This window comes from Collinsella sp. TM10-22, assembly GCF_003466125.1.
In the GTDB taxonomy this organism is placed as follows: domain Bacteria; phylum Actinomycetota; class Coriobacteriia; order Coriobacteriales; family Coriobacteriaceae; genus Collinsella.
In genome coordinates, this window is the sequence record NZ_QSOC01000009.1 from 17,323 (window position 1) to 41,792 (window position 24,470).

Genomic DNA, 24,470 nt, shown 5'->3' on the forward strand with positions numbered 1-24,470 from the left:
TATTTCAATATAAGCTTATTTATATATTACACAAGGTAAGCACCCCCCTGCATCCAGCACAGGAAATGACTCTCTCGTTCCCCAGTGACGCGGCGAGAAATACAGGCCACTGCAGGACGTTGAATGAACAGCCCGTGAAAACCGTTGTTTTCACGGGCTGCACCTGCTCAATACTTTTTTATTCTCCAGCCTCAGTCGTCTCTAAGATCGACCACGTAAACATGATCTGACTCCAGGACCGGGTCATCATCCGTCGCGGTCGCCCTGCTCAGCGCGTTGCGGGCGCGCCGCGTCGCCAGTTCCTCAAGTTCTCTTTCGTTGACGCGCTTAATAAGATCGCCAGGCTGGCAATCAAGCTCTACGCAAATATCCAGCAATGTCTTTAACCTAATTGCCTTCACCTTGCCATTTCGTATTTTTGAGATACTTGCCGGTGTGTGCCCGGTCGCCCGAATGATATCCGTACTCGTCTTTCCGCGTCGAAGCAATAAGCTTTCAAGCTCAATAATCAGATAGTCCATGCCGCCCCTCACACCAAATCCTCGGTCTGGTCTTGAAGCAGAGCTCCGTAGCGCCATATCGCAGAAATCGAGAAGCAGCAAACGGCCCCCAGCACAGCACCAATATCTATGGGCAGGGCCAGGTTTTCAAACATCGAATAGGCGTTCCCCAGCAAGTCGAAGGGGCCAATCACTATCGAAAGAAACCCCGGAGAAAACAAGAGGTCACCTATTGCTGCTGCAACCAACAGCCACCCGATAATCGAGATTCTTCGAGCATGCGAAAGGGTAAAGGGCGATTCGCCATGAGCCATGTCCATGCTGATTCCCCGCAGGGTCCATGTGGCCCCTCCGGAAATCAGAAGATACATCAAAGGAACCACTACGGAAACCGTCTTTGATGGATCATATAGGTTTCCTTGAGCAGCCATAAGCCCAATGGAAATAACCACCACCACCGAACAGCAACACACCGCTATAAACAGCGCCGTAAACAGAATCCCAAGCCTTCTTCCGAGAGTCATCATCTTCTGGATGGACTTATCGATCTTCTGGGCGCTATTCACCACAGCTCCTCCTAAAGCAATCAGAGGTCTTCTTACTTACTGTTTTTCCTACATTGTAACGAACTCGATAAGAAGAGGGTCGCTTCACGCCGCGCAATCCCGAACTCCAAGCGTTTCTCATCAGCATTGCCCATCTTTCGAGTCGAAATTTAAATCCAGTTTCTTATCGCATGCCAAAATCAAATCCTGATCGTGGCTTACAACAAGAATTAGCTGATTAAAGGGGTTTCGAGAGACATACTCCGTGAACTCCCGACGGCTTTCTTCGTCTAAATCATTCGTCGGCTCGTCAAACACAAGCACTTCCGGTTGCCTGCAAAGTGCTGAGATTATCCTTAGCTTCCGATACTCTCCACCAGAAAGGTCCCTACAATTCTTACCTTTTAACGATTCGACGGTTCGGCAGAAACTCGGCACAAGCTCGCAGAGATGCTCGCCCGTTCCCCGAATCGATGCCCTCTCAAGATAGTGTTCCACCGTTTCATTCGGAATAAAGAGCTTTTGCGGGCACACCGCAAACAGGTCATGTCGGATCGTCTCCATATCGAGCTCTTCATATGGCACCGACCCCAAAGTCCGATGCCCCCCAGCAGAATATAGTCCAAGAAGCACCTTCAGAAACGTGCTTTTGCCGCATCTGTTCGGCCCGGTAATGGTATAGGTTTCCCCCTCTCGACCTCCACGGAGAGATCGCGGTACAAGTAGGGCTTTCCCGCATATCGGTACGCGATGTTGGACAACGATATGCTCTCCACGTGCCCAACCGAGATGGTGCCGCGGTCCTCGGCGCCTTCCGACAGAGCCTCCAATCGGTCGAACGAGGCCCTCGCGTCCTGATATGATTTGAAATAATTCAAATAATATTTGAAGCATCCGAACGCCATCGAGTAATACGAGTTCACCATTGTGAACTCGCCAATGCTCATTCTTCCGCTTAATATTTCCATTCCGGAGATCACAAGCAACGCTCCCCGGAACACAGATGAGATCAGGCCGTCGCTCGAGGTGGCCAGATTCGAGACCCTACTTGCTTTCATGTAAATCGGGTAGTACCCCTCGAATACCCCCTTGAGCGTACGGGCACTCTGGTCATATGCCCCATCGCACTTAATGTCAAACAACTGCGACAGCTCGCCGCTCACGGATGCGAACAGCTTGCTCAACCCCTCTTTGTTCGCAAGCGAACTGTTGTACAGCGGCTTTTTCAACACCCTAAATAAAATGAAGTATGCCCCAAGCGAACATGTACTTAACGCCAGAAACACCGGGTTAATTGAAAACAGAATGATGAAAATAAACACAATCAGAATGATGTTAAGCCCGATTGTCAGGAAGTTGTTCACGACAAACGATGACACCGCATTCGAATCCGCATACACCCTCTGCGTTGTATAGGATGAATCCGCCTGCTCCCCCTTTTCCAAGGGCCCTCGTTCAAACGACTCACACGTGGCCCCCATCAGTCTCGTAGTCATCTCCAAAATGACGCGCGATACGTTCACGCCCATCGCATACGACATGAAGGATGCCGATATCCCTATGCTGGCAACAAAGGCTGCAAACCATACGACGCGAGATGGATCCCTATTCGTCACGAGAAAATCTACAAACCCACCGTTTAAGGCGGGCATGACGCACGAGAGAGCATAATTCACCGACATGAGAATCACGAAAAGCCGCGACCCTTTACAGCGAAATAACTCGTTAACCGTCTTCTTAAACATGCCAGCCCCCATCAAGCGACCTTTTATCCAAAACTGAATTAGTTCGCCGCTTAATCGCTCCCATACACTCCTTATTGTTAATCCTCGCAAAACACTATCGCGGGTTGCGATGCCCAGGATTCCGTTTCGCCTTGATATACATACGAATAGACTCCCTATTTACATAGGCAAGTGCGGCGATTATTACGGCAGCCACCATCAGACCGAAAATCGCCCTTTTGTCCGGAAAAAGGGACGAAAAAAGGAGACATATTGCGGAGAAAACTATAACCGCCCCCACCGCTCGGTTTGTGCCTAGAGACTCGGCCGTCCGCTTTTCCTCCTCTAAACGCCCTCCCGATAGCGATGACATTCCAGCAAGCAATCCCGTGAGCTTGCCTCGATACATCATTATTCCGAACACCAGCAGCAGGCATGACCCCACCATTGGAACTATAACGTCCGACATCGCCATCACTCAAGTCCACTCCTTCAATAACAGCCTAATCGTCAAACAACAAAACGTCTTACAATTGCAGCCCTACGCTGCTTGCCAGCGTGCTCGACCGTCTTGCAGAATACTACGAATCTTCCGCTCCCAAAGCCTACCGCACGCTCAGAATAGATGCGCCTAATTCCACCCCAATTGCCGAGCAACTTGACCGTTCCAGCCAGCACCTTGGCTTCTTCTTAGTCGGCACCCTGCCCGACGAACTCGACTCGGGCGACGTCAAGCTATTTGTTCGTCCGCTCGATAAGGAGCAATAATGAGCATGACAGCAATAATCGGAGCGCCTCACAGCGTTGCGCTCGACATTACAAACAAATGCAACCTTCGTTGTCTACACTGCTTCAACAACAGTGGAGAAAACGACGTCCTCGCAAACGAATTATCCGATAGCGAAGTCCTCGAACTCGTCGACTCGATTTGTCAAATGCACCCCTTTAGCTTCTGCTTCTGCGGAGGCGAGACCCTTCTGCGCAAGAATCTTGTCGTCGAATCTTTGCGGCGGCTCAGCACATCTGGCGTCAAATGCAACCTCGTGTCAAACGGACTGCTCGCAAGCTCAATTACTTGGCATGAGCTCGAACATACCGGTTTAAACGGCATACAGTTTAGCCTCGATGGCCTACGTGATTCTCATGAACATATGCGGGGGTTCCCGGGGCTATACGACCGGGTACTAGACGCCATCGATATCACGCTGAACGAAACTTCGCTGCACCTTTCGATTGCCTTTTGTCCAACATCATTTAATGTCGACGATTTCAAACCAGTTTGCACGATGCTCCGGGACAAGCTGAAATCGTCGAGCAGGACCGACCGAATTGACCTTCGAGTTCAGCCACTTATGCTCCTCGGCAGAGCCCGAAAAAACCGCACAATTCGCCCTTCAAATAATCAATACCGTCGGTTGGTCAACACGATCAACGACCTTCGATACGATCCAGGCTATCGAGGCTACTTCATGTTTGAGTGGGGCGACCCCATCGACCACTTGGTCAGATTCCCCCAGCTGCAGATGCAATTTGACCAAGTGGCCATCCACGCCAATGGCGATATCGTCGTATCCCCCTATATACCTCTCATCATTGGAAACGTTCGCAAACACAGTCTTCAGGAATACTACGATGCCGGAATGGCAACCGTTTGGGATAAACCCGTTATTACCGCGTTGGCCAATCGCATGCACTCGATTGACGAGATGGAAGAGATCTCATCGTTGATTGCAGACATCAATATGGACGGCGACCTCTATATCGACCTAATCGATGACGATCTAGGCGACCTGAGCGTCCTGTCCCAACTCTAAGGAGATGTTCCCATGTACGAGACCCCAGAAGTAGAGAAGATGGATTCCAAAACCGGCCCCATTCCCGTTGTAGTCAACTTCGCAGCCGTCGTGGATAACGTAGTTGCAGCCGTCTACGATGCCGTCGTTGCGGCCTACGCATTCTGGTACTCGGCAGATAACGACGGCACCGGGGCAAGTACGGCACAAAACTAGTCGCCAACCCATCGAGCAATCACCTCGCCTATCGCTGCATGCGATTGACTGCGCAGCCCTAGCCAACGCCCAGAGCGCCTTGAAGAGCTGCTTGTAAAATTCGCTCATTCAACAACGCGATCTCTTCACCAATCTCGGCCGGCCCGACAGAACTGCACACCAGTCGGACCGGCCAGACCCATAAAACGCTGCGTCCCGTCCACACCACACCTCACGAAACTCGCACTGCCACCACATGGGCGATTCGCGCCTCGATGTTGCGGCGCGATACTATCACGAATAGTCCCCGTCCAACAAGGCTATCCCTTCCACAGGCGTTTCAACTGTCAGTGGTAGCATTAAACTGAACGGTGAAAAATACACTAACACTAACAGCGGAGATGACGACGTCGATGCCCTTCATGCAGCTGAGCACGTCCATCGTCGGCTTCCATCGGGGCTGTTCCGACTGGGACTCCACCTTGGATTCCAGGTCCTTCTTCTCGTCTACCGCCCGCTTGACGCGCTCCTTATAGCAGTCGAGGGTCTGCTGGGCCGTGGGGTCGGCCATCTCCGCGGCTTCGATCCAGGCCCAGTGCGCCCTGGTCCACGTCCCGAGCCTCCTTCTCTGGTCGTCTCCGCCGGGGTGGCACTGCCCATTCCTGGGCAGGTACTTGGAGAGGCGCTGCTTGACGGTAACACGGTAACCTCTCCCGGGCATCGGCGGGGGCCTGGGAGAGGTCCCTGGCGCCCTCGCACTCGCAGTCGGGGACGTGGACCTCGACGATTTCGTGCAGTGCGAGCTGCTTGGCCGAAAACTCGGCGTCGCGCTTGTCGGTCTTGCGTCGCTTGTCGGCCGCGGGCCTCTGCATCTTGGAGACCGCGCCGATGACGCAGTCCACGCCGAGGCAGCGCGGCTCCCTGCAGAAGGGAAAGCCGGTGACGCCGGACTCGTAGACTGCCCCGGGCGACTCGATAGAAAGGATCGAGTCGGCGACGGAGGCGGGGTCGTAGGAGAAAGGGCTTCCCGCCGATCTCGCCCGTGAACGGATTGAAGGCGCATCCTTTGATGCTGCGGGCGTGCACCTCAAGGCCAATAGAGGCAACATGTGGCATTGTGAGCCAGTCTCGCATTGTGGCAACCTGGCTGGCTGCCGGATTTTAATGACGACGACCATTGTCAGCCTTGGCCCACGAATCAAAAGACGATACGAAGCAGGGGCTCACATTGTTCTGCTCATATCGTCTTTATGGCGCACTACCATTCACCGAAATTCGGCAACTTTTTCATTCTCTATATACATGTTTAAACAACATGTTCTACAATAGGGACAATAGAAATGGAAACTCGGGACGAGCCGTCTATCCATCTACGGCGCAGCCCCTTATTCAAAAGGACGGTGAGTGCATCCATGGAGCGTGCAAGCGGTGTTCTGATGCCCGTTTCGTCATTGCCCGGGCCTTACGGCATCGGCGGCTTTGGCTGGAATGCCTACGACTTCGTCGATTTTCTTGCCTCGTGCAAACAACATTACTGGCAGATTCTGCCCCTTACGACGACGAGCTATGGCGACTCGCCCTATCAGTCGTTCTCGGCCCGTGCGGGCAACCCCAACTTTATCGACTTTGCCGAGCTTATCGAGGCCGGCTATCTGGAGCAGCACGATATCGACGGCGTGTACCTGGGCTCCGATCCCAGCAATGTCGACTACGGTGCTATCTTTGGCGGCCGCCGTCAGATTCTCGACCGAGCCGCTGAGCGCTTTGCTGCCGACAAGCCGGCCGATTTTGATGACTTTATCCAGGCCAACGAGGACTGGCTCATCCCCTACTGTGAGTTCATGACCGTCAAAGAGGAGTGCGGTCTCAAGGCGTTTTGGGAGTGGCCCGCGGAGCTCCGTACCCGCGGCGAGTCTTCCGCCAAGGTCTGCGCCGACCATCCGGCGCGCATGCTCTACCACCAGATGACGCAGTACTTCTTCGATCGCCAGTGGAGCCGCCTCAAGGCCTATGCCAACGAGCGCGACATTCTCATCATCGGCGACCTGCCCATTTATGTCTCGCGCGACTCCGTCGAGATGTGGGCGACACCTGAGCTCTTTAAGATCGACGCCGCCGGCAATCCCGTGAGCGTCGCCGGCACGCCGCCCGACCAGTTCTCGGCCACCGGCCAGTACTGGGGCAACCCCATCTACGACTGGGACGCCATGGAGTCCGACGGCTTCTCCTGGTGGGAGGGCCGCATTCGCGCTGCCCTCGACATGTACGACGTCATCCGCCTGGATCACTTCCGCGGCTTCGAGGCCTATTGGGAGGTGCCGTTCTCCTCGCCCGATTCGTCCCACGGTTCGTGGACGCAGGGTCCCGGCCTCAAGCTCTTCAAAGCGCTCGAGGAAAAGCTCGGCACGCTGCCCATCATCGCCGAGGACTTGGGCTTCCTCACTCCCGGTGTCATCGACATGCGCGACAACTTGGGCTTCCCTGGCATGAAGATCCTGCAGTTTGCCTTTGAGGGCACCAACTCGTACTACCTGCCGCACAACTACATTGCCAACACCGTCGCCTACGTGGGCACCCACGACAACGAAACGGCGCGTGGTTGGTTTGAGGGAACGGCCACCCCGCGTCAGCGCGAGCAGGCAGCCCTGTACGCCCATCAGCAGGCCGGCGAACCCATGGCAGATGCACTCAATCGCACCATCGCCGCCAGCGTAAGCGACACGTGCATCTACACCATGCAGGACCTGCTCAACTTGGGCAATGAGGCGCGCATCAACACCCCTTCCACGCTGGGCGGCAACTGGACTTGGCGCATGCTCGACGGCGCCATCACCCGCGAGCTCGAGCACAAACTCACCGACTGGACCGAAACCTACTTCCGCATCCCGTCGGAAGCTGAAATCGAGCTTCCTCAATAGGAGCTACCGCGCCCGACCCCTCCCCACCGTGCGGACGCGCTTGCTTTTCCCGCGCGAGGCCACCCCAATCCCCTCGCGCGGGCTTCTTATGAATTGCAGACATGAAACAACCCATCACAGGAGGAAACATGCCCCAAATAAACCTCATGGAACTCGCCGAGCAGTCTTTTGGCACCTCGCTCGAGCAGCTCGACGACCGTCGCATTTACAAGCTGCTGGTCAAGCTCGTGCAGGAGCGCTCTTCCGCCTGCCCGCTCAACAATGGCAAGAAAAAGCTCTACTACATCTCTGCCGAGTTTTTGATTGGCAAGCTGCTCATCAACAACATGATCGACCTCGGCATCTACGACGAGGTTAAGGACCAGCTCACCGCCGCAGGCCACGACCTCAACAAAATCGAAGAGTTTGAGGTTGAGCCGTCGCTCGGCAACGGTGGCTTGGGCCGTCTGGCCGCATGCTTCCTGGATTCCATCGCCACGCTGGGCTTGACCGGCGACGGCGTGGGCCTCAACTACCATTACGGCCTGTTCCGCCAGCGCTTTGTCGACAAGCAGCAGAAGGCCGTCCCCGATGAGTGGCTTGGCGAGCAGGACATCCTGGTCGATGACGACCGCTCCTACACCGTTGAGTTTGGCGATTTTGCCGTTACCTCCAAGCTCGTCAACATCGATGTGCCTGGTTACGGCCAGCCCACCAAGAACCGCCTGCGCCTGTTTGACCTGGCAAGTGTCGACGATGGCCTGGTCCCCGGCAGCTCCATCGACTTCGATAAGACCGAGATCGCCAAGAACCTCACCCTGTTCCTCTATCCGGATGATTCCGACGAGCAGGGCCGTCTGCTTCGCATCTACCAGGAGTACTTCATGGTGAGCAACGCTGCCCAGCTCCTGATCGACGAGGCTGTCGAGCGCGGCAGTAACCTGCACGATCTGGCCGACTACGCCGTGGTCCAGATCAACGATACGCATCCCACCATGGTCATTCCCGAGCTCGTTCGCTTGCTCACCACCGAGCATGGCATCGAGTTTGACGAGGCCGTGACCATCGTACGCTCCATGGTCGCCTACACTAACCACACGATTCTTGCCGAGGCCCTCGAGAAGTGGCCGCTCGCCAGCCTGCAGAAGGTCTCCCCTGCCATCGCCGACATTATCGTCAAGCTCGATGAGATCGCGAAGGCCGAGCACGATGACCCGCGCGTCGCCATCATCGACGAATACAACACCGTCCACATGGCCCACATGGACATCCACTTTGGCTTCTCCATCAACGGCGTAGCCGCCCTCCACACCAAGATACTTGAGGACACCGAGCTTCATCCGTTCTACGAGATCTATCCCGAGAAGTTCTCCAACAAGACCAACGGCATCACCTTCCGCCGCTGGATCCATGGTGCCAACCCCGCGCTCGCCAGCCTGCTCGACGATGTGATCGGCACCGATTGGCGCAGCACCGGCGATCTGAGCAAGCTCGCCGAATTCGCCGACGACAAGGACGTTCTTGAGCGCCTGGCTGCCACCAAAGTCGAGGCCAAGAGCATCATGCGCCAGTTCATGGCGCTCGAGCAGGGCGTGACCATTCCCTCCAACGCCATCATCGATGTTCAGGTCAAGCGCATCCACGAGTATAAGCGCCAGCAGATGCTCGCGCTCTACATCATCTGGAAGTATCTCGACATCAAGAACGGCAACAAGCCCGCTCACCCCGTCACCATCATCTTTGGCGGCAAGGCGGCACCTGCCTACACCATCGCCCAGGACATCATTCACCTGATCCTGACGCTGTCGCAGTGGATTGCAAACGACCCCGACGTGGCGCCCTACCTGCAGGTTGTCATGATCGAGAACTATAACGTCACCGCCGCCGAGCGCGTGATCCCCGCCGCTGACATCTCCGAGCAGATCAGCCTGGCCTCCAAGGAGGCAAGCGGCACCTCCAACATGAAGTTCATGCTCAACGGCGCCCTAACCCTGTGCACGCTCGACGGTGCCAACGTGGAGATTGCCGAGCTCGTGGGCGACGAGAACATCTACACCTTTGGCGCCTCGTCCAAGCAGGTCGAGCAGCTCTACGCCGACGGCACCTACGATGCCGGCGCACTCTACCGCAAGCCCGGCATCAAACTGCTGGTGGACTTCATCACCAACCCCGCCTTTATGGCGACCGGCAACGCGGAGCGCCTGCAGCGTCTGCACGACGACATCAAGGGCAAGGACTGGTTCATGGCCCTACTCGACATTGAGGAGTACATCCAGACCAAGGAGCGCGTGCTGGCCGACTACGAGGACCAGGACGCTTGGATGCGCAAGGCGCTCATCAATATCGCCAACGCCGGCACCTTCTCGTCCGACCGTACGATCTCCCAGTACAACGACGAGATCTGGCACCTGAGCTAGCTCATTCCCCTTACCCATCCTCTTGAGAAACGGAGTCGTGGCAACACGGCTCCGTTTTTTGTGCCCGCACGTTACCCTGTGACCCGACTCTGCCTAACAATCTCGATCTGTAACAACTAGCCAGCAGAATTGGCACCGCCCGTTACAGAACGAGACAATCAAAACCGTCCATCTGAGTTCATCTCAATCTGTAACATCTGGCACCTAAAATTGGTTCTTCCTGTTACAGATCGAGACAAACGGAATCGTCCCGCAGCAATATCTCAATCTGTAACATCTAGCAGGTGAAATTCGCCTTTGGTGTTACAGATTTAGATGAAATGGTTAGCTCAGCGGAACCGTCTCGATCTGTAACATCTAACGTCCGAAATCGGCCCTATCCGTTACAGATCGAGACAAACGACCGGTCAGACAGTCCCAACACAAAGAAAGGCTCCCCTCTCGCCCAGTGGACGGGAGGGGAGCCTTATATGTGACCGCGGCAAAAGGATGGCAAAGCCGCAGTCGCCCAAAGGAAGGGCCTGGTTGCACCGGGCCTAGATAAGGTTCTTGCCAGAGACCTTATCGAAGAGGTGGGTCGCGTTCTTCTCGAACTTGAACCAGATGGGGTCGCCCGCCTTGAGCGCGCCCTTGGCCTCGAGGTCGACGACGGGAATGATCAGGACAAACTGGCCGTCGGGAGCAGTCACGTGGACATGCTCGGTCGAGCCCATGAGCTCGGTCACCTCGACGGTGCCCTGGAGCGCACCCTCCTCGTCCTTGTCGGCAAGCAGAATCTGCTCGGGGCGCACGCCGGCCGTAATCTCCTTCACGTCGCCGCCGTCCCAGTTGAGGGCAAGCTGAGCGCAAGTCTCCGGGGCGAGCGCCACGTTCATATCCTCGGTCTTGACAGTAAAGCCGTTGCCCGAGCGCACCAGCTGGGCATCGAAGAAGTTCATCTGCGGCACGCCGATGAAGCCGGCGACGAAGATGTTCGCGGGATGGTTGAAGACCTCCTGCGGCGTGGCGATCTGCTGGACGACGCCGTCCTTCATGACCACGATGCGGTCGCCGAGGGTCATAGCCTCGGTCTGGTCGTGGGTAACGTAGATGAAGGTGCCCTTGATCTCGTGACGCAGCTTAATGAGCTCGGCGCGCATCTGGTTACGAAGCTTGGCATCCAGGTTGGACAGCGGCTCGTCCATCAGGAAGACCTTGGGGTCACGCACGATGGCGCGGCCGATGGCGACGCGCTGGCGCTGGCCGCCAGAGAGCGCCTTGGGCTTACGGTCGAGGTACTCGGTAATACCCAGGATCTCAGCAGCGGAGCGAACCTTACGGTCGATCTCGTCCTTGGGGACCTTCTTGAGCTCAAGCGTAAACGCCATGTTCTCGTACACCGTCATATTGGGGTACAGAGCGTAGCTCTGGAACACCATGGCGATGTCGCGGTCCTTGGGCGCCACGTCGTTGACGCGCTTGCCGTCGATGAGCACGTCGCCGGAGGTGATGTCCTCTAGGCCGGCGACCATGCGCATCGTCGTGGACTTACCGCAGCCAGAGGGGCCAACGAGGACGATGAACTCCTGGTCGTGAACGGTGAGGTTGAAGTCCTCTACAGCGAGCACACCGTCCTCGGTAACCTTGAGGTTGTGCTTCTTCTCCTCGGTCTTCTTCTTTTTGCCAAAGAAGCCCTTCTTTTTTGACTCGTTGTTGGGATACACCTTCTGAACATGTTTGAGAACGATCTCGGCCATGTCTCTACCTTTCGATACGCGGCGCCGCGCTGAGGGGCGCCGCCAAAACTTGCAAAACAGTTACGGCATCAGCCCTTGACGGCACCTGCCACCACACCGTCGATGATGTACTTCTGGCAGAAGATGTACATGATGACGATGGGGACAACGACCATCATGATGCAGGCCATCATGGGGCCGAGCTCGACGTGGCCATAGCCGCCGCGGAAGTACTGGATCAAAATAGGAATGGTCTTGTACTTGGTGGAGTCGAGCGTAAGGTAGGGCAGCAGGTAGTCGTTCCAGACCCACATGGTCTCGAGGATGCCGACCGAAAGATAGGTGGGCTTCATGATGGGGAGAACGATCTTAAAGAACACCTGGACCGGGTTGCAGCCGTCAATCATGGCCGCTTCCTCAATCTCGAGCGGGATGTTCTTGACGAAGCCGGCGAACATAAAGACCGCGAGGCCCGCGCCAAAACCGAGGTAGATGAAGCAGATGTTAAACGGCGTGTTAAAGCCGATGCGGTCCGCGAGGTTGGACAGCGTGAACATGAGCATCTGGAACGGTACGACCATCGAGAAGACGAACAGGTAATAGAAGAAGTTCGAGATCTTGCTGTTGACGCGCACCACGTACCAAGCGCACATGGAGCAGCACACCAGAATCAGCACGACCGACGTGACCGTGATGATAAGCGAGTACATAAACGCCGAGGCAAAGCCCTGCTCGTTCAGAGCGTGCACGTAGTTTGCGAGGCCGTTGAACGTCTCGGGCGTGAGCAGATCGAACGCCGTGGTGGTGCTGATTGCGGTCGCTTTCTTAAAGGAATTGAGCGCAATCATGAACACGGGGTAGATCCATGCGAGCGACAGGATCGTAAAGAAGATCGAGAGCGCGCGGTTGATAGCCTTATCGCGTTTCATTACTGCTGCACCTCCTTGGACCTCGTGGCCTTAAGCTGGATCATAGAAATAGCGACAACCAGGATGCAGAAGATAACTGCCTTGGCCTGACCGATGCCCTGCCATGCGATGCCAGCACGCGAATAGAACGTGTTGTAGATGTTCAGGGCGAGCATCTCGGTGGAGTGCGCCGGGGCGCCACCGGTAAGGGCGAGGTTCTGGTCGAACAGCTTAAAGCCGTTGGTGATGGACAGGAACAGGCAGATGGTGATGGTCGGCATCAGGTTGGGGATCTTAACCTTCCAAAACGTCTGCCATGCCGTAGCGCCATCGACCTTGGCGGCCTCGATGTAGTCAGACGGAATGGACTGCAGACCGGCGATGTAGATGATCATCATGTAGCCGACCTGTTGCCACAGGGTCAGGATGATAAGGCCCCAGAAGCCAGCGGCGGAGTTGAGGGCGATAAGCTGGGCACCCACGTTGGAGAGCAGGCAGTTGATCAGAATCTGCCAAATGTAACCCAGTACAATGCCGCCAATCAGGTTAGGCATAAAGAAAATCGTACGGAAGATGTTGGTGCCCTTGAGCGCCTTGCGAGTGAGCGCCTGCGCAATGGCCAGCGCGATCACGTTGATGAGCACCGTCGACAGGAAAGCAAACGCCACGGTAAAGAAGAACGACGTGGAGAACTGCGGATCGGACAGCGCGCGCACGTAGTTCTCGATACCGACAAAGTGCGCGTTATTGATGGTAATAAACTGGCAGAACGAGAGATAGAAACCCTGGATAAAGGGAATCACGAACCCGATCATAAACGCCAGGCACGTGGGCAGCATAAAGAGCGGCCACCAGCGCTTGAGTGCTTTGCCCATAGAAGGGTCCTTTCAATATGCAGGGGGCGGGCAAACCTACGTCTGCCCGCCCCCTGTCGCTAATCAGATAGCTTGGGCAGCAACTGCTTACTCGGAAGCAGCCTTCTCGGTCTTCCAGCCATCGACGAAGGCGTTCTTGACGCCGTCCCACTTGGTGTTGTCGGCAGCATAAGCGATGAGAGCCTGCTTGAGGTTCTTCTTCCACTCCTCGGAGGGGATGTAAACGAAGTCCCAAGCGACGGTCTTCTTGCCGTCCTTGGCCATAGCAACGGCCTGCTGAGAGAAGACGTTGGTGGTCTCCTTAGCGCTCTTGAACGGGGCGGTCAGACCCATCTTGTCAGCGATGATGCTGGTGGCGGTGTCAGAAGTGACGCACCAATACATGAAGTCCTCGGTGGCCTTCTGGGCATCCTCGGAAGCCTGGGAGCTGACGCACCAGTAGTTCTCGCCGCCGGAGCACAGGCCCTGGTTCTCCTCGCCGTCGACGCCGATGTAGATCGGCAGCATGCCGAGCTGGTCGTCGGTCATACCGGCCTTGGTGAGGTCGGCGTAGGCCCAAGAGCCGTTCTGATAGAAGACGGCCTTGCCGGTTGCGAACTCGTTGGTGGCGTCGTCACCGGTCTTGGAGGCGAGCTGCGAAGGATCGCAGGTGGAGTCGGTGATGTACAGGTCGAAGATCTGCTTAAAGTTGTCGAGATACTCGCCCTTGATCTCGTCGTCCTCCTGATTGTGCTCCTTCTCGAACTCGTAGTAGAGCGGGAGGTTGGCGAGGTGCGTGGTGTAGCGCCAGCTGGAGGAGTCATCCATACCGGCGGAAGTGAAGGCACCGTCAACGCCGAGCTCGTCCTTGCGGGCCTGGATGTCATCGGCGCAAGCCTTCAGCTTGTCGAAGGAGTTGATGTCCTCGGCCTTGTAGCCGGCCTTCTCGAGGAGCTCCTTGTTGTAAATGATGCCGTAGCTCTCCTGAACCCAGTCGATACCCAGATCCTTGCCGTCGGACTGCAGCGCCAGGGAGTCGTCGATGAGCTCGCCGCGGAGCTTGGTGTCGGAAAGATCGGCGCAGTAGTCCTTCCAGTTCTTAAGGCCGGTGGGGCCGTTGACCTGGAACAGCGTCGGAGCGGAGCTCTTGGACATCTCGGACTTGAGCTTCTCCTCGTAGGTGTTGGAGGCGGCGGTCACGATCTTGACCTCGACGCCCTTCTCCTTCTTGTACGCCTTGGCGATCTCCTTCCACTCCTTGTCGACCTCGGGCTTGAACTGGAGGAAGTAGACCTCGGCAGCGTCACCAGAAGCAGAGGAGCCAGAGCCGGCAGAACCACCGCAGCCCACGAGGCCCAGACCAAGAACCGCAGCCGCGGAACCAGCAAAGCCCAGGAACTGCCTTCTGCTCATTTCGTTCTTCATTACAATCCACCCTTTCACACCGTGGCGGCACCCTTTGCCGCCGCCTTCGGAGATTGGCTCGGGGACTTTGCCCCTTTTGCTGACTTGTACAATACGCTATTTGGCTAGTTGTTTGAACAAGTATTACTAGAGCGGTAGAAAAACTTCGGTGAACGGTAATTTCGACTTGATACTTGACAAGTTTTGTATAAACAATTATTTGTTATCGAATGCAGAGAAAACGCCCGATCAAGCCGATGCATCGTCGGTTTGACCGGGCGTTTTCGCTTTGAGGGCATGAGTCTCGTCAGGCTGCGAGCTAGCCGGCTATCGCTTGGAATTGACGCGGTAATGGAAGATCTCGGGGTGTGTGCGGGCATGCGTGACCTCGAACAAGATGCCGTCCGAGGTGTACGACTGGCTCTCCATGACGGCGACGCAGTTGTACTTGCCGAGGTCCAGATAGCTGCAGTCTTCATCGTTGGCGAGCTCGACACTCACCGTACGACGGCTCGCCATCACTTTGACGCCGCGCTTGTGCTCCAGATAGCCGTAGATAGAATCCGCCGCGATCTCGGGGGTCAGGCCCTTGGCGATCGACGCCAAAAAGTAGCCATGGTCCACTTGGCGCGCGCTGCCGTTGAGGCTTCGGACACGCACGACGCGAATCAGCTCCTCGCCCACCTTAAAGCCCAGGCGACGTGAGAGTTGCTCAGTGCAAATCAAATGTTCAAAAGACTTGACCTCGGTCGATGCGACGGCATTGTTGCGTTTTGCGAACTCGCCAAACGACTCAACCTCTTCGAGTGCGCCCAGCATGTCGGTTTCGCCCTTAAGCCAAATAACGCGCACGCCCTTACCGTGTATAGGCTGCACAAACATCTGGTCGGCCAGCATGCTCAAGGCGCGTCGAACGGTATTGCGCGTGCAGCCAAACTCCGCGGTCAGCTCGGCTTCGGTTGGCAGCATCTCCTGAAACGCATAGGTCCCGTTGATGATGCGCGAACGGATCTCGCGGTAGATTCCTTCGTAAATCGCTTTTGGCATGATTTCACCTCTAATGAATATGTATGGCTAGGCACGATAGCATTTCTTAAAGTTGTTTAAACCGATTATCGGTAAAGCACGGATTATTTACCGTCGACGGTTCCCCCGAAACCCAAATCGGACCGAATCAAAACCGTCAATGCGGCAAGCAGCCAGTCCTCTACAATGAGTTCATTGTTTAAACGTTCTTGCTCGCACAGCATGTTGCATCCGAAAGGCATATTATGCTGCAGAAAATCCAACGTTTTGGCGGAGCCATGTTCGCGCCCGCCATGCTGTTTTCTATATCAGGCCTCATGGTCGGCATCTCCGCCCTCGCAACGACCGTGGATATCGTCGGCGACCTCGCCGTATACGGAACCCCCTGGTACGTTTTCTGGACCATCATCCAGCGCGGCTCGTGGACGGTCTTTAAGCGCCTTCCACTCCTTTTTGCCGTAGCGCTGCCTATCGGCCTTGCCCAAAAGCAACCGGCACGCTGCTGCCTCGAGGCGCTCGTAGCCTATTTTGCCTACTGTTTCTTTTTGAGCGAGATCATTAAGCTGAGCGGAGACAACCTTGGGCTTAAGTACCCGTCGTTTTTGACCTCCGCTAGCGGCATCACCGTCATCGACGGCATCAAGACGCTCGACACCGGCATTATCGGCCCGCTGGCGGTGTCGGCAACCGTCGTCGCGATCCATGACCGCTTCTACGATGCCAAGGTTCCCGATTGGCTCGGCACCTTCTCGGGTTCCTCGCTGGTCTACCTCATCAGCTTTTTTGCCGTGTTTGCCCTTGCCGCCATCTCGGCCGCCATCGTGCCCTTCGCATACGCTGTGACCGAAACGCTGCGCCACGCACTTGCGGGCGTCGGCCCCTTCGGCGTGGGCATCTTTGTGTTTTTGGAGCGAGCGCTCGAGCCCATGGGGCTGCACCATCTGCTCTATATGCCCATCTATTACGACAATCTGGTCATTCACGACGGTATTTACGCCACGTGGACCAACCTGCTCCCCATTCTCTCCCATAGCACGCGCCCTTTAAATGAACTTGCGCCCTGGGCAGGTTTTACCGCCACCGGCTGGGGCAAGCTCTTTGGCCTTCCCGCCATCGCGGCAGCATTCTATTTCACCGCCAAACCCGAACGCCGCGCCGGCCTTAAGGTCATCCTTTTGCCCGCCATCGTCGCCTCGGTGGTCTGCGGCGTCACCGAGCCGCTCGAGTTTCTCTTTATGTTCACCTATCCCGGACTCTTTTTGCTCTACGCCGTCCTATCCTCCTGCCTTGCCATGACCATGAACTTCTTTGGCATCGTCGGCATCTTCTCGGGCGGTCTCATGGAAATGACGGCCTTCAACTTCATCCCACTCATGCGGATGCATGCCGGCTCCTACCTTTTGGCGCTCGGTATCGGTCTGATGTTTAGCGCTGTCTTTTTTCTGGTCTTCCGGGGCCTCATTCTGGCTTTCGACCTAAAAACCCCAGGCCGCGAGGATCATATCGCCAGCGATGCGGCGCTCGCACGTCTGACGGGAAAAAGCTCTGCCAAAGAAGGCGCGGCCCAAAACGGCACCGACAACCAATCATCCCAAGATCATCTGCTTGCTGAGCAAGTCGTTGCGCTCTTGGGTGGCGTTAGCAATATTGTAGGAGCGACCAATTGCGCCACGCGTCTGCGCGTTGAGGTCGCAGAACCTTCCGTTGTCGCAGACAACGCAGCCTTCGTCGCGGCGGGCGCCAAGGGCCTCATCATTACGGGCAAGACCGCCCAGGTGATTATTGGCATCTCCGTTCCCCGCGTTAAAGAGCATTTTGACCAGATCATGGGCCTCGAGCCGGGATTTGTGCCCACCACCTCGGCCTCCCCTTCCGCCAGCGCAGCCCATAAGCGCGGCGATATCTGCTTCTTCGATATCGACGGAACACTCGCCTGGCAAGACCCTCGAGTGGCACAAGAGCTTCCCGAGAGCGAGCGAGACCTCTCCCCCTATCCCAATGAAGCGGTCTCGCAAGCCATCCGTGATTTTGTCGCCAAGGGCAATATGGCGTTTATCTGCACAGGGCGCACGCTGAGCTGCATCCATCCAAAGCTGCTCGAGCTGCCCTGGACCGGCATCGTCTGCCTCGCGGGTGGCTATGTCGAACTTGAGGGACACGTGATTCGCGATTTGGCGATGACGCCCGGCATGCTGCAGCGCCTTGCTCCCATTCTTGAGCAATCGGACGAAGTGATTCGTTTTGAGGGACTCAATGGCGTCGTTCGCATGAGTGCCGATGCGCCCGACGCCCCGGGATACGCCCGCACCGTGGGCGATGCAATTACGCAGCTGCAACATTACAGCGCCTACAAGATCTTAATGTCCACGTCGCTTGCCAGCCGCATCGCTCAGGATCAAGCGTTTGAGCCGCTGCTCTGCTTTAACGAGCTCGAGCTCGAAGTGACCGAGATTTCGCCTCGCGAATGCACCAAGCGCGAGGGTATCCAGTCCGTACTCGACGCCCTCGATCCCCACCACGGAACCGTATACGGCATCGGCGACGCCAGCAATGACGTCTCACTGATGAACGCCGTCGATGTCGGTATCGCCATGGGCAATGCGCCGGACTTCCTCAAGGAAAAGGCCGACTATGTCACCGACAGCATCGACCACGACGGCGTCGTCACCGCGCTCGAACACTTTGGGCTTATCTAGCCAAGCCCCTACCGCACTTGCGGCCGCATGGACCAATCGTCTTCAACCGCCGCGCTCGACGCCCTAATGTGGCAATATGTTGTCTGCATAATGCAACGATGCAACCTATCAAAGAATGCGAGAACCCGTGTCCAGTCCGTTTACCAGCTTTTTAGCCCAGCACTTTGACCAGATTAACGACTATCTGGCCACGTTCTTTGACGGACAGGCGACTTCCGCCGATATCGAGCGCTACCTGTATACCCCGCTCTCGGCATTTACGGCAAACGCTGGCAAGCGCCACCGCCCGCTCATCTGCATGCTCGCCGCCACTGCGGTAGGCGGCAGCTTTGAGAGCGCCCGCAGCGCAGCGGCGGCCATCGAGCACTTTCAGTCGGGCGCACTCATCCACGACGACATCGCCGACAACGGGCAGATTCGTCGCGGCAAGCCCTGCATGCACCTTACCGAGGGCACCGGTCTTGCCATCAACTGCGGTGACCTGGCGCTCACCATGGTCACCAAGACGGTTCTCGACGACCCCACACTCAACGCAGACGTGAAGCTTCGCGTGCTCCACGAGCTTACCGAAATGATCGTCCGTACCATCGAGGGCCAGGCGCTCGACCTGGGCTGGGTCCGCGACGGGCGCTTTGACATTTCGGTCGACGATTATCTGGACATGGCGACGCACAAGACCGCGTACTACAGCGGAGCGACGCCGCTTGCCGCCGGAGCCATTATCGGCGGCGGCAGCGAAGAGCAGATTGAGGCACTGCGCGCCTTTGGGCTGCACACGGGCCTTGCCTTCCAGATTCAAGACGACCTGCTCAACTTGATCGGCACCAAGGAGGCCGCCAACAAGGACTTCCGCACCGATATCACCGAGGGCAAGCGCACCCTCGTTGCCGTGCATGCCCTGTCAGACGAGCGCTATCACGACGAGATCGAGGCAATCCTTTCCTCGGGCACCGAGGACCCTGCGCAGCTCGCACGCGCCGTGGAGATCTTCCAGGAGACCGGCTCCATCGATTACGCCCACACCTATGCGCTCGACCTGACCGCTAAGGCCAAGGCCGCTATCGAAGGCGTCGAGCTCGACCCGCATGCGCGCGAGCTCTTCCTCTCAATGGCAGATTTCTTTGTGGAGCGTCTTAACTAGTGGGGGTCATAAAACCTGTGGGCAGCGAGTTTGGGTACAAGTTGCTACACTATTGAGTGCATGTTTATAAATTGTCTCGCGTTGTCTATCCGACACACGCTCAAAATAGTACGAATGGTACGCCGAAAGGGGTTCGTTCATGGAACCTATTACCACAGGCATGCAGGGAGCAGCCGTCGAGGACGTCCAGTCCCGCCTTCTGCAGCTCGGCTATACAATCGATGACGCCGAGGTTGTCGACAAGCGCTTTGGCACCACCACCGAGCAGGCCGTCAGCACCTTCAGGCTCGACAGCGGCCTTGCTGCCGGTCATGCCGTCGATATCCCCTGTTGGAGCGCCCTGGTCGACGCCTCGTATAAGCTGGGCGACCGCACCCTGTATCTGCGCATGCCCAATTTCCATGGCGCCGATGTGCAGGCCCTGCAGCGCGCTCTCAACGTTTTGGGCTTTGCCTGTGGCGAAGACGACGGCTACTTTGGTCCGCATACCGAGGCCGCCCTGCAGCAGTTCCAGGAAAATGTCGGCCTGTTTGCCGACGGCATGGCCTTCCAGGACACCTACGCCTACATCAACCGCCTGCACCATGTGTGGGAGGGCAAGCCCTCGGTCACCGAAGCCGAGTCCCGCATCGGTTTTGCTCGCGCCGCCAACGTGCTCGAGCGCTTTCAGATTGCCGTTATCGGCGAGGACCCCATCGCACGCAGCGTTGCTTCGCGCATGTGGAACATCGCCACGGCAACGACCGACAACAGCGGCATGATGCTCTGCGACTCCGAGGTCCCAACCGACGTTGACCTGGTGCTCGAGATCGCAAGCGACGAGCTGCCCGCCGACGCCGCGCCACGCGCCACGATTGCCCTCGCCGAGTGCCACAACCTGGCCCAGCGCATCCGCACCGCCAATGTCGCCGCGCAGCAGAAGCCGGCTCGCATTCGCATTGAGCTCACGGGCATGACGCGCTACAACGGCACCTTCACGGCCAGCGACGCGCAGACGCTCGCCGTACGCCTACTCGACGGCGTTTGCGATGCCCTCGCAGATTAGGTAAACTAGACGAGTTGCTTTTGGGCAACACCACACATTGGGACGTAGTTCAACGGTAGAACTCCGGTTTTTGGTGCCGGCTGTTGGGGGTTCGAATCCCTCCGTCCCAGCCATTAAAACTGAGCGCCCTAAGCCCATAACGGCCCAGGGCGCTTTCTTGTGGGCAAGCGGAGGAATTCGAACCCGCAAGGGTGCGGAGCTGAGGAAACGCGAAGCGTTTTCCAGCGCAGCACGCAAGGAGCGAAGCGACGCAGCGGGACGCGGCCGCCGAAAAGGCGGACGCGGAATCCCTCCGTCCCATACCAGCAACGGGCTCCCCGCATCTCGACTTTCCAGCCAAACCGGCACTTAGGGACGCTCCCAAAGTGCCGGTCACAGCTTCTCCTACAGAACGAGAAGTTGCAAAAGGTAGATTTTCAGGCATGTCCCAAAAATCCACCCTCAAAATACAGGCGCCCCAAGCCCATTAGAACCAAGAGCGCCTTACATCTAGAAAATATCAGCCCAGTTCCGAAAAGCGAGCCGTCTGCGACAACCAAGTAGCCGCCGGCCCCGGGAGAGCGGGGACACCGACTTAGGTTTATCGCGAGTTCCGCACGAACAGGAGGCCACTTAATGTGGCCTCCGTCGTGAGCAGGACTGTAGAGCAGGAAACCTAAGTCGGTGTCCCCGCTCTCCCGGGGCCGGCGGAACTAATTGTTCAGCATGCGGTCGAAGCTTCCCGAGTCGCCATCCCGATAGTCAGCGGTCATCAGGATCTCCTGCGGAATGCGCCCGCCTTCGCGCAGCACGTTGCGGAACTGCACGCGCGTAACCATGGGCAGGTCTTTGATCGTGGCCGCCAGGTTCTGCGGCACGCCCTGGTTGGCAGCCGCGGGCTCGCACTCGCCGCCGGCCTTCACGCGACGCTTATGCTCGGCGAGCATGGCGCGGTACATGCCGGCATGCAGGCGAATCTCAACCACATTGGCATTGCGAGTCTGCTCGACGATGCGCGCGCCCTCGCGATCGATATCGCCCACGTAGTAGACGTAGTTAAAGCGATAGCCGATCTCGGCCAGATAATCGTCCAGGGCATGCGAGACGCTCGCCTTGCATCCGCCGCCAAAAATCACGCCGCCCACCTTGATGCCAAAGAGCTTGGCGTGCTTGCGGCCACGCAGGAGCTTGACGATCTCGTCGTAGGTGTCCAGGTTCTCGACCATAATGAACGGCTTGTCGGCGCCCAGCGTAAAGAAACCCGTAAAGTGCACGGGGCGGTTGGGGGCAACCTTAATCGCCTGCATGCTGATGCCCTTTTCGGCCATGCGCTTAATCAGGCGCTCACCGTGCTTACCGTCAAAGGCCTTCTCGTCGTTAAAGATCTGGTAGGCACGCTGGCGGCGCGAGGCAACCGGCGTATCGGCACCTCGGTTCTGCTCGATCCAAGCCTGGATGATCGCAATCTCCTCGGCAATCTTGCGGTTGGACATCTCGTTGTGCTGAGCGCGCTGCGGAGCCTTTTTGCCGTCCTTGCCCTCGACCTTAACGATTTGAGTCTGCTGGTCCTTGATCTTAGAGAGCGCCATAGGCGTAGGGACAACTTTGAGCAGCTGCCTGCCCAAAACGCGGGCAAGGGCAAACGCCGAGACCTCGCCGCGGGCGGCCGACTCGGGCTGCTGGGCAGCAGTATCTACTGCGGCAGACTCCGGCTTCTTCTGAGACTTGCGTTTAGAATCGCCTTGGGAATTGCACTCGCGCTTCGGCATAGACGCCTGCTTCTGCGGACGATCGGACTTGCTCTCCTTCGCTGGCCGGCGCTTTGGCTGCCCCGCAGAAACCTCGGCCTTCACATCCTCGTCCTGCGGCGTGATCTTCTCGGTTGCAGTCTCGGCATGGGAACTGCGGCCTCCACGATGGCGACGGCGGCGAGGCTTGCTCGACGCGCCCTGCTCCGTCTGCCCATCAGTAGACTGCTGGCCCTGGATCTCCGTATCGGACGCAACCTGCTCATCAACAGGCTTCTGTTCACGAACTTCCGCCTCGGCAGGCTTCACGGCCTTCTCGGCCCGCACCTCCGGAACCTGATTAACCTTCTCCTGGCGCTTTACGGGATACGCGCGACCTGCAAAGCCGCGACCGGGACGACACGAGTCTGAGGCCTTCTTGGCCGGCTTCTCGGAATCGTCCGCAACCTCGGCAGTCTCTTCGGCCTCGAGCGCAACATCCTGCTGCTCGGCCCTAAAATGCGCACCGCGGCGACGCTTGGGCTCCTGGATCTCAGCATGCTCTTGAGTGCGAGTCGGCTCCTGCATCCCAACGGACTTTTCCTCAACAGCCTCGGCATCCGTCTCACCCTTTTGAGCAACGGCGCGACGGAAGCGCTCCTGCTGGGCGCGACGCTGCGCATCGCGCTTGCCACCCCCGCCAAAACCGCCGCGTCCTGCCTTGGCCGTAAAGGCACGCACGACGTTCTCATCGAGCAACTCATCGGTATCAACATGCTCACGCGGAACAGCTTCTTCCACAGCAGGCACGTCAGCGGAATCCTCGACGACAAAATCTTCGACGGACTCGGCAGGCTGCTCCTGGGCATCGCGGATCTCGACATTGATGGTATAGAACGCCGGGCGCCCGTTAATGCCGCTGCCCTCGATCTTGGTCACGATATTTGCCGCGATAAGCTCATCGCGCATCGCCTTGGTGTCGCATTCCTTATCGACGGAGCGGAAAATCTGCGCCAGCGCGCTCGACTTAATCTTGAGCGCCTTGCGGCAGAGCAGGTCGTAGGCAACCAGCTTGGCGCGCTCGGCAGAAAGCGACGTCTGGCTGCTCAGACGCTCAGCCAGAGCATCGACATTGTTTTGATTATCGGAATATACCGTCTTGGCCACGGGGCCCCTTTCATATGCACACATATACGTCCTTATGGTACAACGCACGAGCCTATCCACGCAAAACATCTGCGAGAACGCCCTTGCACCACCTGTTCTCACAATCAGAACCACCCTTAAAAAGGGTGGTTTGCTCTTAGGGTATAACCCACGGGCCCCGGGCTCGCGTCTAAAGGCGCGGGCCCGGACTTCGTCCAGGCCTAGTGCATCTTGACCCGTGGCGCGCCGGTCGAACCGGCAGCATCACCCCCTCTTGAAGGGGTCCTCGTACTCCTTCACGCTCAGCTTGTCCAGCGCGATGTCGTGGGACTCCTGCTCCCTGATGTACTTGGCGATCGTCGCCTCGTCCGGGCCGACGGTGGACACGTAGTAGCCCTCCGCCCAGAACTTCCTGTTGCCGAACTTGTACTTGAGGTTGGCGTGCCTGTCGAATACCATCAGCGAGCTCTTCCCCTTCAGGTAGCCCATGACGCTCGCGACGCTGTACTTCGGCGGGATCGCCAGCAGCACGTGCGCGTGGTCGGGCATCAGGTGCCCCTCGATTATCTCGATCCCCTTGTACTCGCACAGCTTCCTGAGGATCTCCCCTATGTCGCTCCTGATTTGGTTGTAGATCACTTTGCGCCTATACTTCGGCGTGAACACGATGTGGTACTTGCACATCCACTTCGTGTGGGAAAGGCTGTAGGCCTTCTGGGCCATGGCGACCACCCCTTCGACTCGAATTCTTGACGGCC

Annotated in this window: 21 protein-coding genes and 1 tRNA gene; 9 read left to right on the forward strand and 13 right to left on the reverse strand. The window is 57.3% G+C overall.

Features of this window, described 5'->3' with window-relative positions; genetic code table 11:
- Positions 1 to 191: 191 nt before the first annotated feature.
- From DXD94_RS08825 to DXD94_RS09985, 5 genes are all read right to left on the reverse strand, one after another.
- Positions 192 to 521, reverse strand: coding sequence for a helix-turn-helix transcriptional regulator (locus DXD94_RS08825; protein ID WP_158548972.1), 330 nt, complete (start codon positions 519 to 521; stop codon positions 192 to 194).
- 8 nt (positions 522 to 529) lie between these two features.
- Positions 530 to 1,066: a hypothetical protein gene (locus DXD94_RS08830; RefSeq protein ID WP_147347143.1), complete on the reverse strand. Its 537-nt coding sequence runs from the start codon at positions 1,064 to 1,066 to the stop codon at positions 530 to 532.
- 120 nt (positions 1,067 to 1,186) lie between these two features.
- Positions 1,187 to 1,678 carry an ATP-binding cassette domain-containing protein gene (locus DXD94_RS09750; protein WP_233505134.1) on the reverse strand — a complete coding sequence of 164 codons (492 nt, stop codon included), beginning with the start codon at positions 1,676 to 1,678 and terminating at the stop codon, positions 1,187 to 1,189.
- Between the two features lie 2 nt (positions 1,679 to 1,680).
- A complete protein-coding gene (locus DXD94_RS08840; RefSeq protein WP_158553182.1) occupies positions 1,681 to 2,790 on the reverse strand; it encodes an ABC transporter ATP-binding protein in 1,110 nt (369 codons plus the stop codon).
- Positions 2,791 to 2,884: 94 nt separating this feature from the next.
- Positions 2,885 to 3,244 (reverse strand): DUF3784 domain-containing protein, encoded by a 360-nt coding sequence (locus tag DXD94_RS09985; RefSeq protein ID WP_117564846.1) that lies wholly within the window; start codon positions 3,242 to 3,244, stop codon positions 2,885 to 2,887.
- An 83-nt stretch (positions 3,245 to 3,327) separates the two neighbouring features.
- On the opposite strand from DXD94_RS09985, the gene DXD94_RS09595 reads away from it, so the two are divergent.
- Genes DXD94_RS09595 through DXD94_RS08855 form a run of 3 tightly spaced genes read left to right on the forward strand, consistent with a single transcriptional unit; the run spans position 3,328 to position 4,778 of the window.
- Complete coding sequence (locus DXD94_RS09595) at positions 3,328 to 3,537, forward strand: hypothetical protein (protein ID WP_147324162.1); 210 nt, start codon at positions 3,328 to 3,330, stop codon at positions 3,535 to 3,537.
- Positions 3,537 to 4,583, forward strand: a complete 1,047-nt coding sequence (locus tag DXD94_RS08850; RefSeq protein ID WP_117743778.1) for a radical SAM/SPASM domain-containing protein — start codon at positions 3,537 to 3,539, stop codon at positions 4,581 to 4,583. The genes DXD94_RS09595 and DXD94_RS08850 overlap by 1 nt, the downstream gene beginning before the upstream one ends.
- A 12-nt stretch (positions 4,584 to 4,595) precedes the next feature.
- Positions 4,596 to 4,778 (forward strand): hypothetical protein, encoded by a 183-nt coding sequence (locus DXD94_RS08855; protein ID WP_117564844.1) that lies wholly within the window; start codon positions 4,596 to 4,598, stop codon positions 4,776 to 4,778.
- Positions 4,779 to 5,097: 319 nt separating this feature from the next.
- On the opposite strand, the gene DXD94_RS08860 is transcribed toward DXD94_RS08855, so the two are convergent.
- Positions 5,098 to 5,328, reverse strand: a complete 231-nt coding sequence (locus tag DXD94_RS08860) for a hypothetical protein (RefSeq protein WP_117564843.1) — start codon at positions 5,326 to 5,328, stop codon at positions 5,098 to 5,100.
- 769 nt (positions 5,329 to 6,097) lie between these two features.
- Here DXD94_RS08860 and malQ point away from each other — a divergent pair.
- Positions 6,098 to 7,675: a 4-alpha-glucanotransferase gene (gene malQ, locus DXD94_RS08870; RefSeq protein ID WP_255415026.1), complete on the forward strand. Its 1,578-nt coding sequence runs from the start codon at positions 6,098 to 6,100 to the stop codon at positions 7,673 to 7,675.
- 128 nt (positions 7,676 to 7,803) lie between these two features.
- Positions 7,804 to 10,071 carry a glycogen/starch/alpha-glucan family phosphorylase gene (gene glgP, locus DXD94_RS08875; protein ID WP_233503101.1) on the forward strand — a complete coding sequence of 756 codons (2,268 nt, stop codon included), beginning with the start codon at positions 7,804 to 7,806 and terminating at the stop codon, positions 10,069 to 10,071.
- A gap of 536 nt (positions 10,072 to 10,607) precedes the next feature.
- On the opposite strand, the gene DXD94_RS08880 is transcribed toward glgP, so the two are convergent.
- The 5 genes from DXD94_RS08880 to DXD94_RS08900 all read right to left on the reverse strand — a co-directional run bounded on the left by DXD94_RS08880 (position 10,608) and on the right by DXD94_RS08900 (position 15,999).
- On the reverse strand, positions 10,608 to 11,807 hold the full coding sequence (locus DXD94_RS08880) for an ABC transporter ATP-binding protein (RefSeq protein ID WP_055252176.1): 1,200 nt from the start codon (positions 11,805 to 11,807) through the stop codon (positions 10,608 to 10,610).
- 68 nt (positions 11,808 to 11,875) lie between these two features.
- Positions 11,876 to 12,715: a carbohydrate ABC transporter permease gene (locus DXD94_RS08885; RefSeq protein ID WP_055252175.1), complete on the reverse strand. Its 840-nt coding sequence runs from the start codon at positions 12,713 to 12,715 to the stop codon at positions 11,876 to 11,878.
- A complete protein-coding gene (locus DXD94_RS08890; protein ID WP_055252174.1) occupies positions 12,715 to 13,569 on the reverse strand; it encodes a carbohydrate ABC transporter permease in 855 nt (284 codons plus the stop codon). The genes DXD94_RS08885 and DXD94_RS08890 overlap by 1 nt, the downstream gene beginning before the upstream one ends.
- A gap of 87 nt (positions 13,570 to 13,656) precedes the next feature.
- Positions 13,657 to 14,973, reverse strand: a complete 1,317-nt coding sequence (locus DXD94_RS08895) for an ABC transporter substrate-binding protein (protein WP_055252173.1) — start codon at positions 14,971 to 14,973, stop codon at positions 13,657 to 13,659.
- A gap of 306 nt (positions 14,974 to 15,279) precedes the next feature.
- A complete protein-coding gene (locus tag DXD94_RS08900) occupies positions 15,280 to 15,999 on the reverse strand; it encodes a GntR family transcriptional regulator (protein ID WP_055252172.1) in 720 nt (239 codons plus the stop codon).
- Positions 16,000 to 16,223: 224 nt separating this feature from the next.
- Here DXD94_RS08900 and DXD94_RS08905 point away from each other — a divergent pair, with 224 nt between their 5' ends.
- The 4 genes from DXD94_RS08905 to DXD94_RS08920 all read left to right on the forward strand — a co-directional run bounded on the left by DXD94_RS08905 (position 16,224) and on the right by DXD94_RS08920 (position 20,973).
- Positions 16,224 to 18,674, forward strand: a complete 2,451-nt coding sequence (locus DXD94_RS08905) for a PTS transporter subunit EIIC (protein ID WP_117763838.1) — start codon at positions 16,224 to 16,226, stop codon at positions 18,672 to 18,674.
- A 127-nt stretch (positions 18,675 to 18,801) separates the two neighbouring features.
- A complete protein-coding gene (locus DXD94_RS08910) occupies positions 18,802 to 19,815 on the forward strand; it encodes a polyprenyl synthetase family protein (protein WP_089573618.1) in 1,014 nt (337 codons plus the stop codon).
- Between the two features lie 139 nt (positions 19,816 to 19,954).
- A complete protein-coding gene (locus tag DXD94_RS08915) occupies positions 19,955 to 20,860 on the forward strand; it encodes a peptidoglycan-binding protein (RefSeq protein ID WP_187361857.1) in 906 nt (301 codons plus the stop codon).
- 38 nt (positions 20,861 to 20,898) lie between these two features.
- Positions 20,899 to 20,973: transfer RNA gene (locus DXD94_RS08920), tRNA-Gln, on the forward strand.
- A gap of 579 nt (positions 20,974 to 21,552) precedes the next feature.
- On the opposite strand, the gene DXD94_RS08925 is transcribed toward DXD94_RS08920, so the two are convergent.
- Together DXD94_RS08925 and tnpA are read right to left on the reverse strand one after the other, a co-directional pair.
- The gene (locus tag DXD94_RS08925; RefSeq protein ID WP_117763839.1) at positions 21,553 to 23,733 is read right to left on the reverse strand and encodes a hypothetical protein; all 2,181 of its coding nucleotides are present in this window, start codon (positions 23,731 to 23,733) and stop codon (positions 21,553 to 21,555) included.
- Positions 23,734 to 23,976: 243 nt separating this feature from the next.
- Complete coding sequence (gene tnpA / locus DXD94_RS08930) at positions 23,977 to 24,435, reverse strand: IS200/IS605 family transposase (RefSeq protein WP_117763840.1); 459 nt, start codon at positions 24,433 to 24,435, stop codon at positions 23,977 to 23,979.
- Positions 24,436 to 24,470 lie beyond the last annotated feature (35 nt).

Bases quoted from the DNA above. Each gene is read 5' to 3' on its own strand.
- DXD94_RS08825 (WP_158548972.1), bottom strand. From the start codon at position 521: ATGGACTATCTGATTATTGAGCTTGAAAGCTTATTGCTTCGACGCGGA.
- DXD94_RS08840 (WP_158553182.1), bottom strand. From the start codon at position 2,790: ATGTTTAAGAAGACGGTTAACGAGTTATTTCGCTGTAAAGGGTCGCGG.
- DXD94_RS09985 (WP_117564846.1), bottom strand. From the start codon at position 3,244: ATGGCGATGTCGGACGTTATAGTTCCAATGGTGGGGTCATGCCTGCTG.
- DXD94_RS08850 (WP_117743778.1), top strand. From the start codon at position 3,537: ATGAGCATGACAGCAATAATCGGAGCGCCTCACAGCGTTGCGCTCGAC.
- DXD94_RS08855 (WP_117564844.1), top strand. From the start codon at position 4,596: ATGTACGAGACCCCAGAAGTAGAGAAGATGGATTCCAAAACCGGCCCC.
- DXD94_RS08860 (WP_117564843.1), bottom strand. From the start codon at position 5,328: ATGGCCGACCCCACGGCCCAGCAGACCCTCGACTGCTATAAGGAGCGC.
- malQ (WP_255415026.1), top strand. From the start codon at position 6,098: ATGGAAACTCGGGACGAGCCGTCTATCCATCTACGGCGCAGCCCCTTA.
- glgP (WP_233503101.1), top strand. From the start codon at position 7,804: ATGCCCCAAATAAACCTCATGGAACTCGCCGAGCAGTCTTTTGGCACC.
- DXD94_RS08880 (WP_055252176.1), bottom strand. From the start codon at position 11,807: ATGGCCGAGATCGTTCTCAAACATGTTCAGAAGGTGTATCCCAACAAC.
- DXD94_RS08885 (WP_055252175.1), bottom strand. From the start codon at position 12,715: ATGAAACGCGATAAGGCTATCAACCGCGCGCTCTCGATCTTCTTTACG.
- DXD94_RS08890 (WP_055252174.1), bottom strand. From the start codon at position 13,569: ATGGGCAAAGCACTCAAGCGCTGGTGGCCGCTCTTTATGCTGCCCACG.
- DXD94_RS08895 (WP_055252173.1), bottom strand. From the start codon at position 14,973: ATGAAGAACGAAATGAGCAGAAGGCAGTTCCTGGGCTTTGCTGGTTCC.
- DXD94_RS08900 (WP_055252172.1), bottom strand. From the start codon at position 15,999: ATGCCAAAAGCGATTTACGAAGGAATCTACCGCGAGATCCGTTCGCGC.
- DXD94_RS08905 (WP_117763838.1), top strand. From the start codon at position 16,224: ATGCTGCAGAAAATCCAACGTTTTGGCGGAGCCATGTTCGCGCCCGCC.
- DXD94_RS08915 (WP_187361857.1), top strand. From the start codon at position 19,955: ATGGAACCTATTACCACAGGCATGCAGGGAGCAGCCGTCGAGGACGTC.
- tnpA (WP_117763840.1), bottom strand. From the start codon at position 24,435: ATGGCCCAGAAGGCCTACAGCCTTTCCCACACGAAGTGGATGTGCAAG.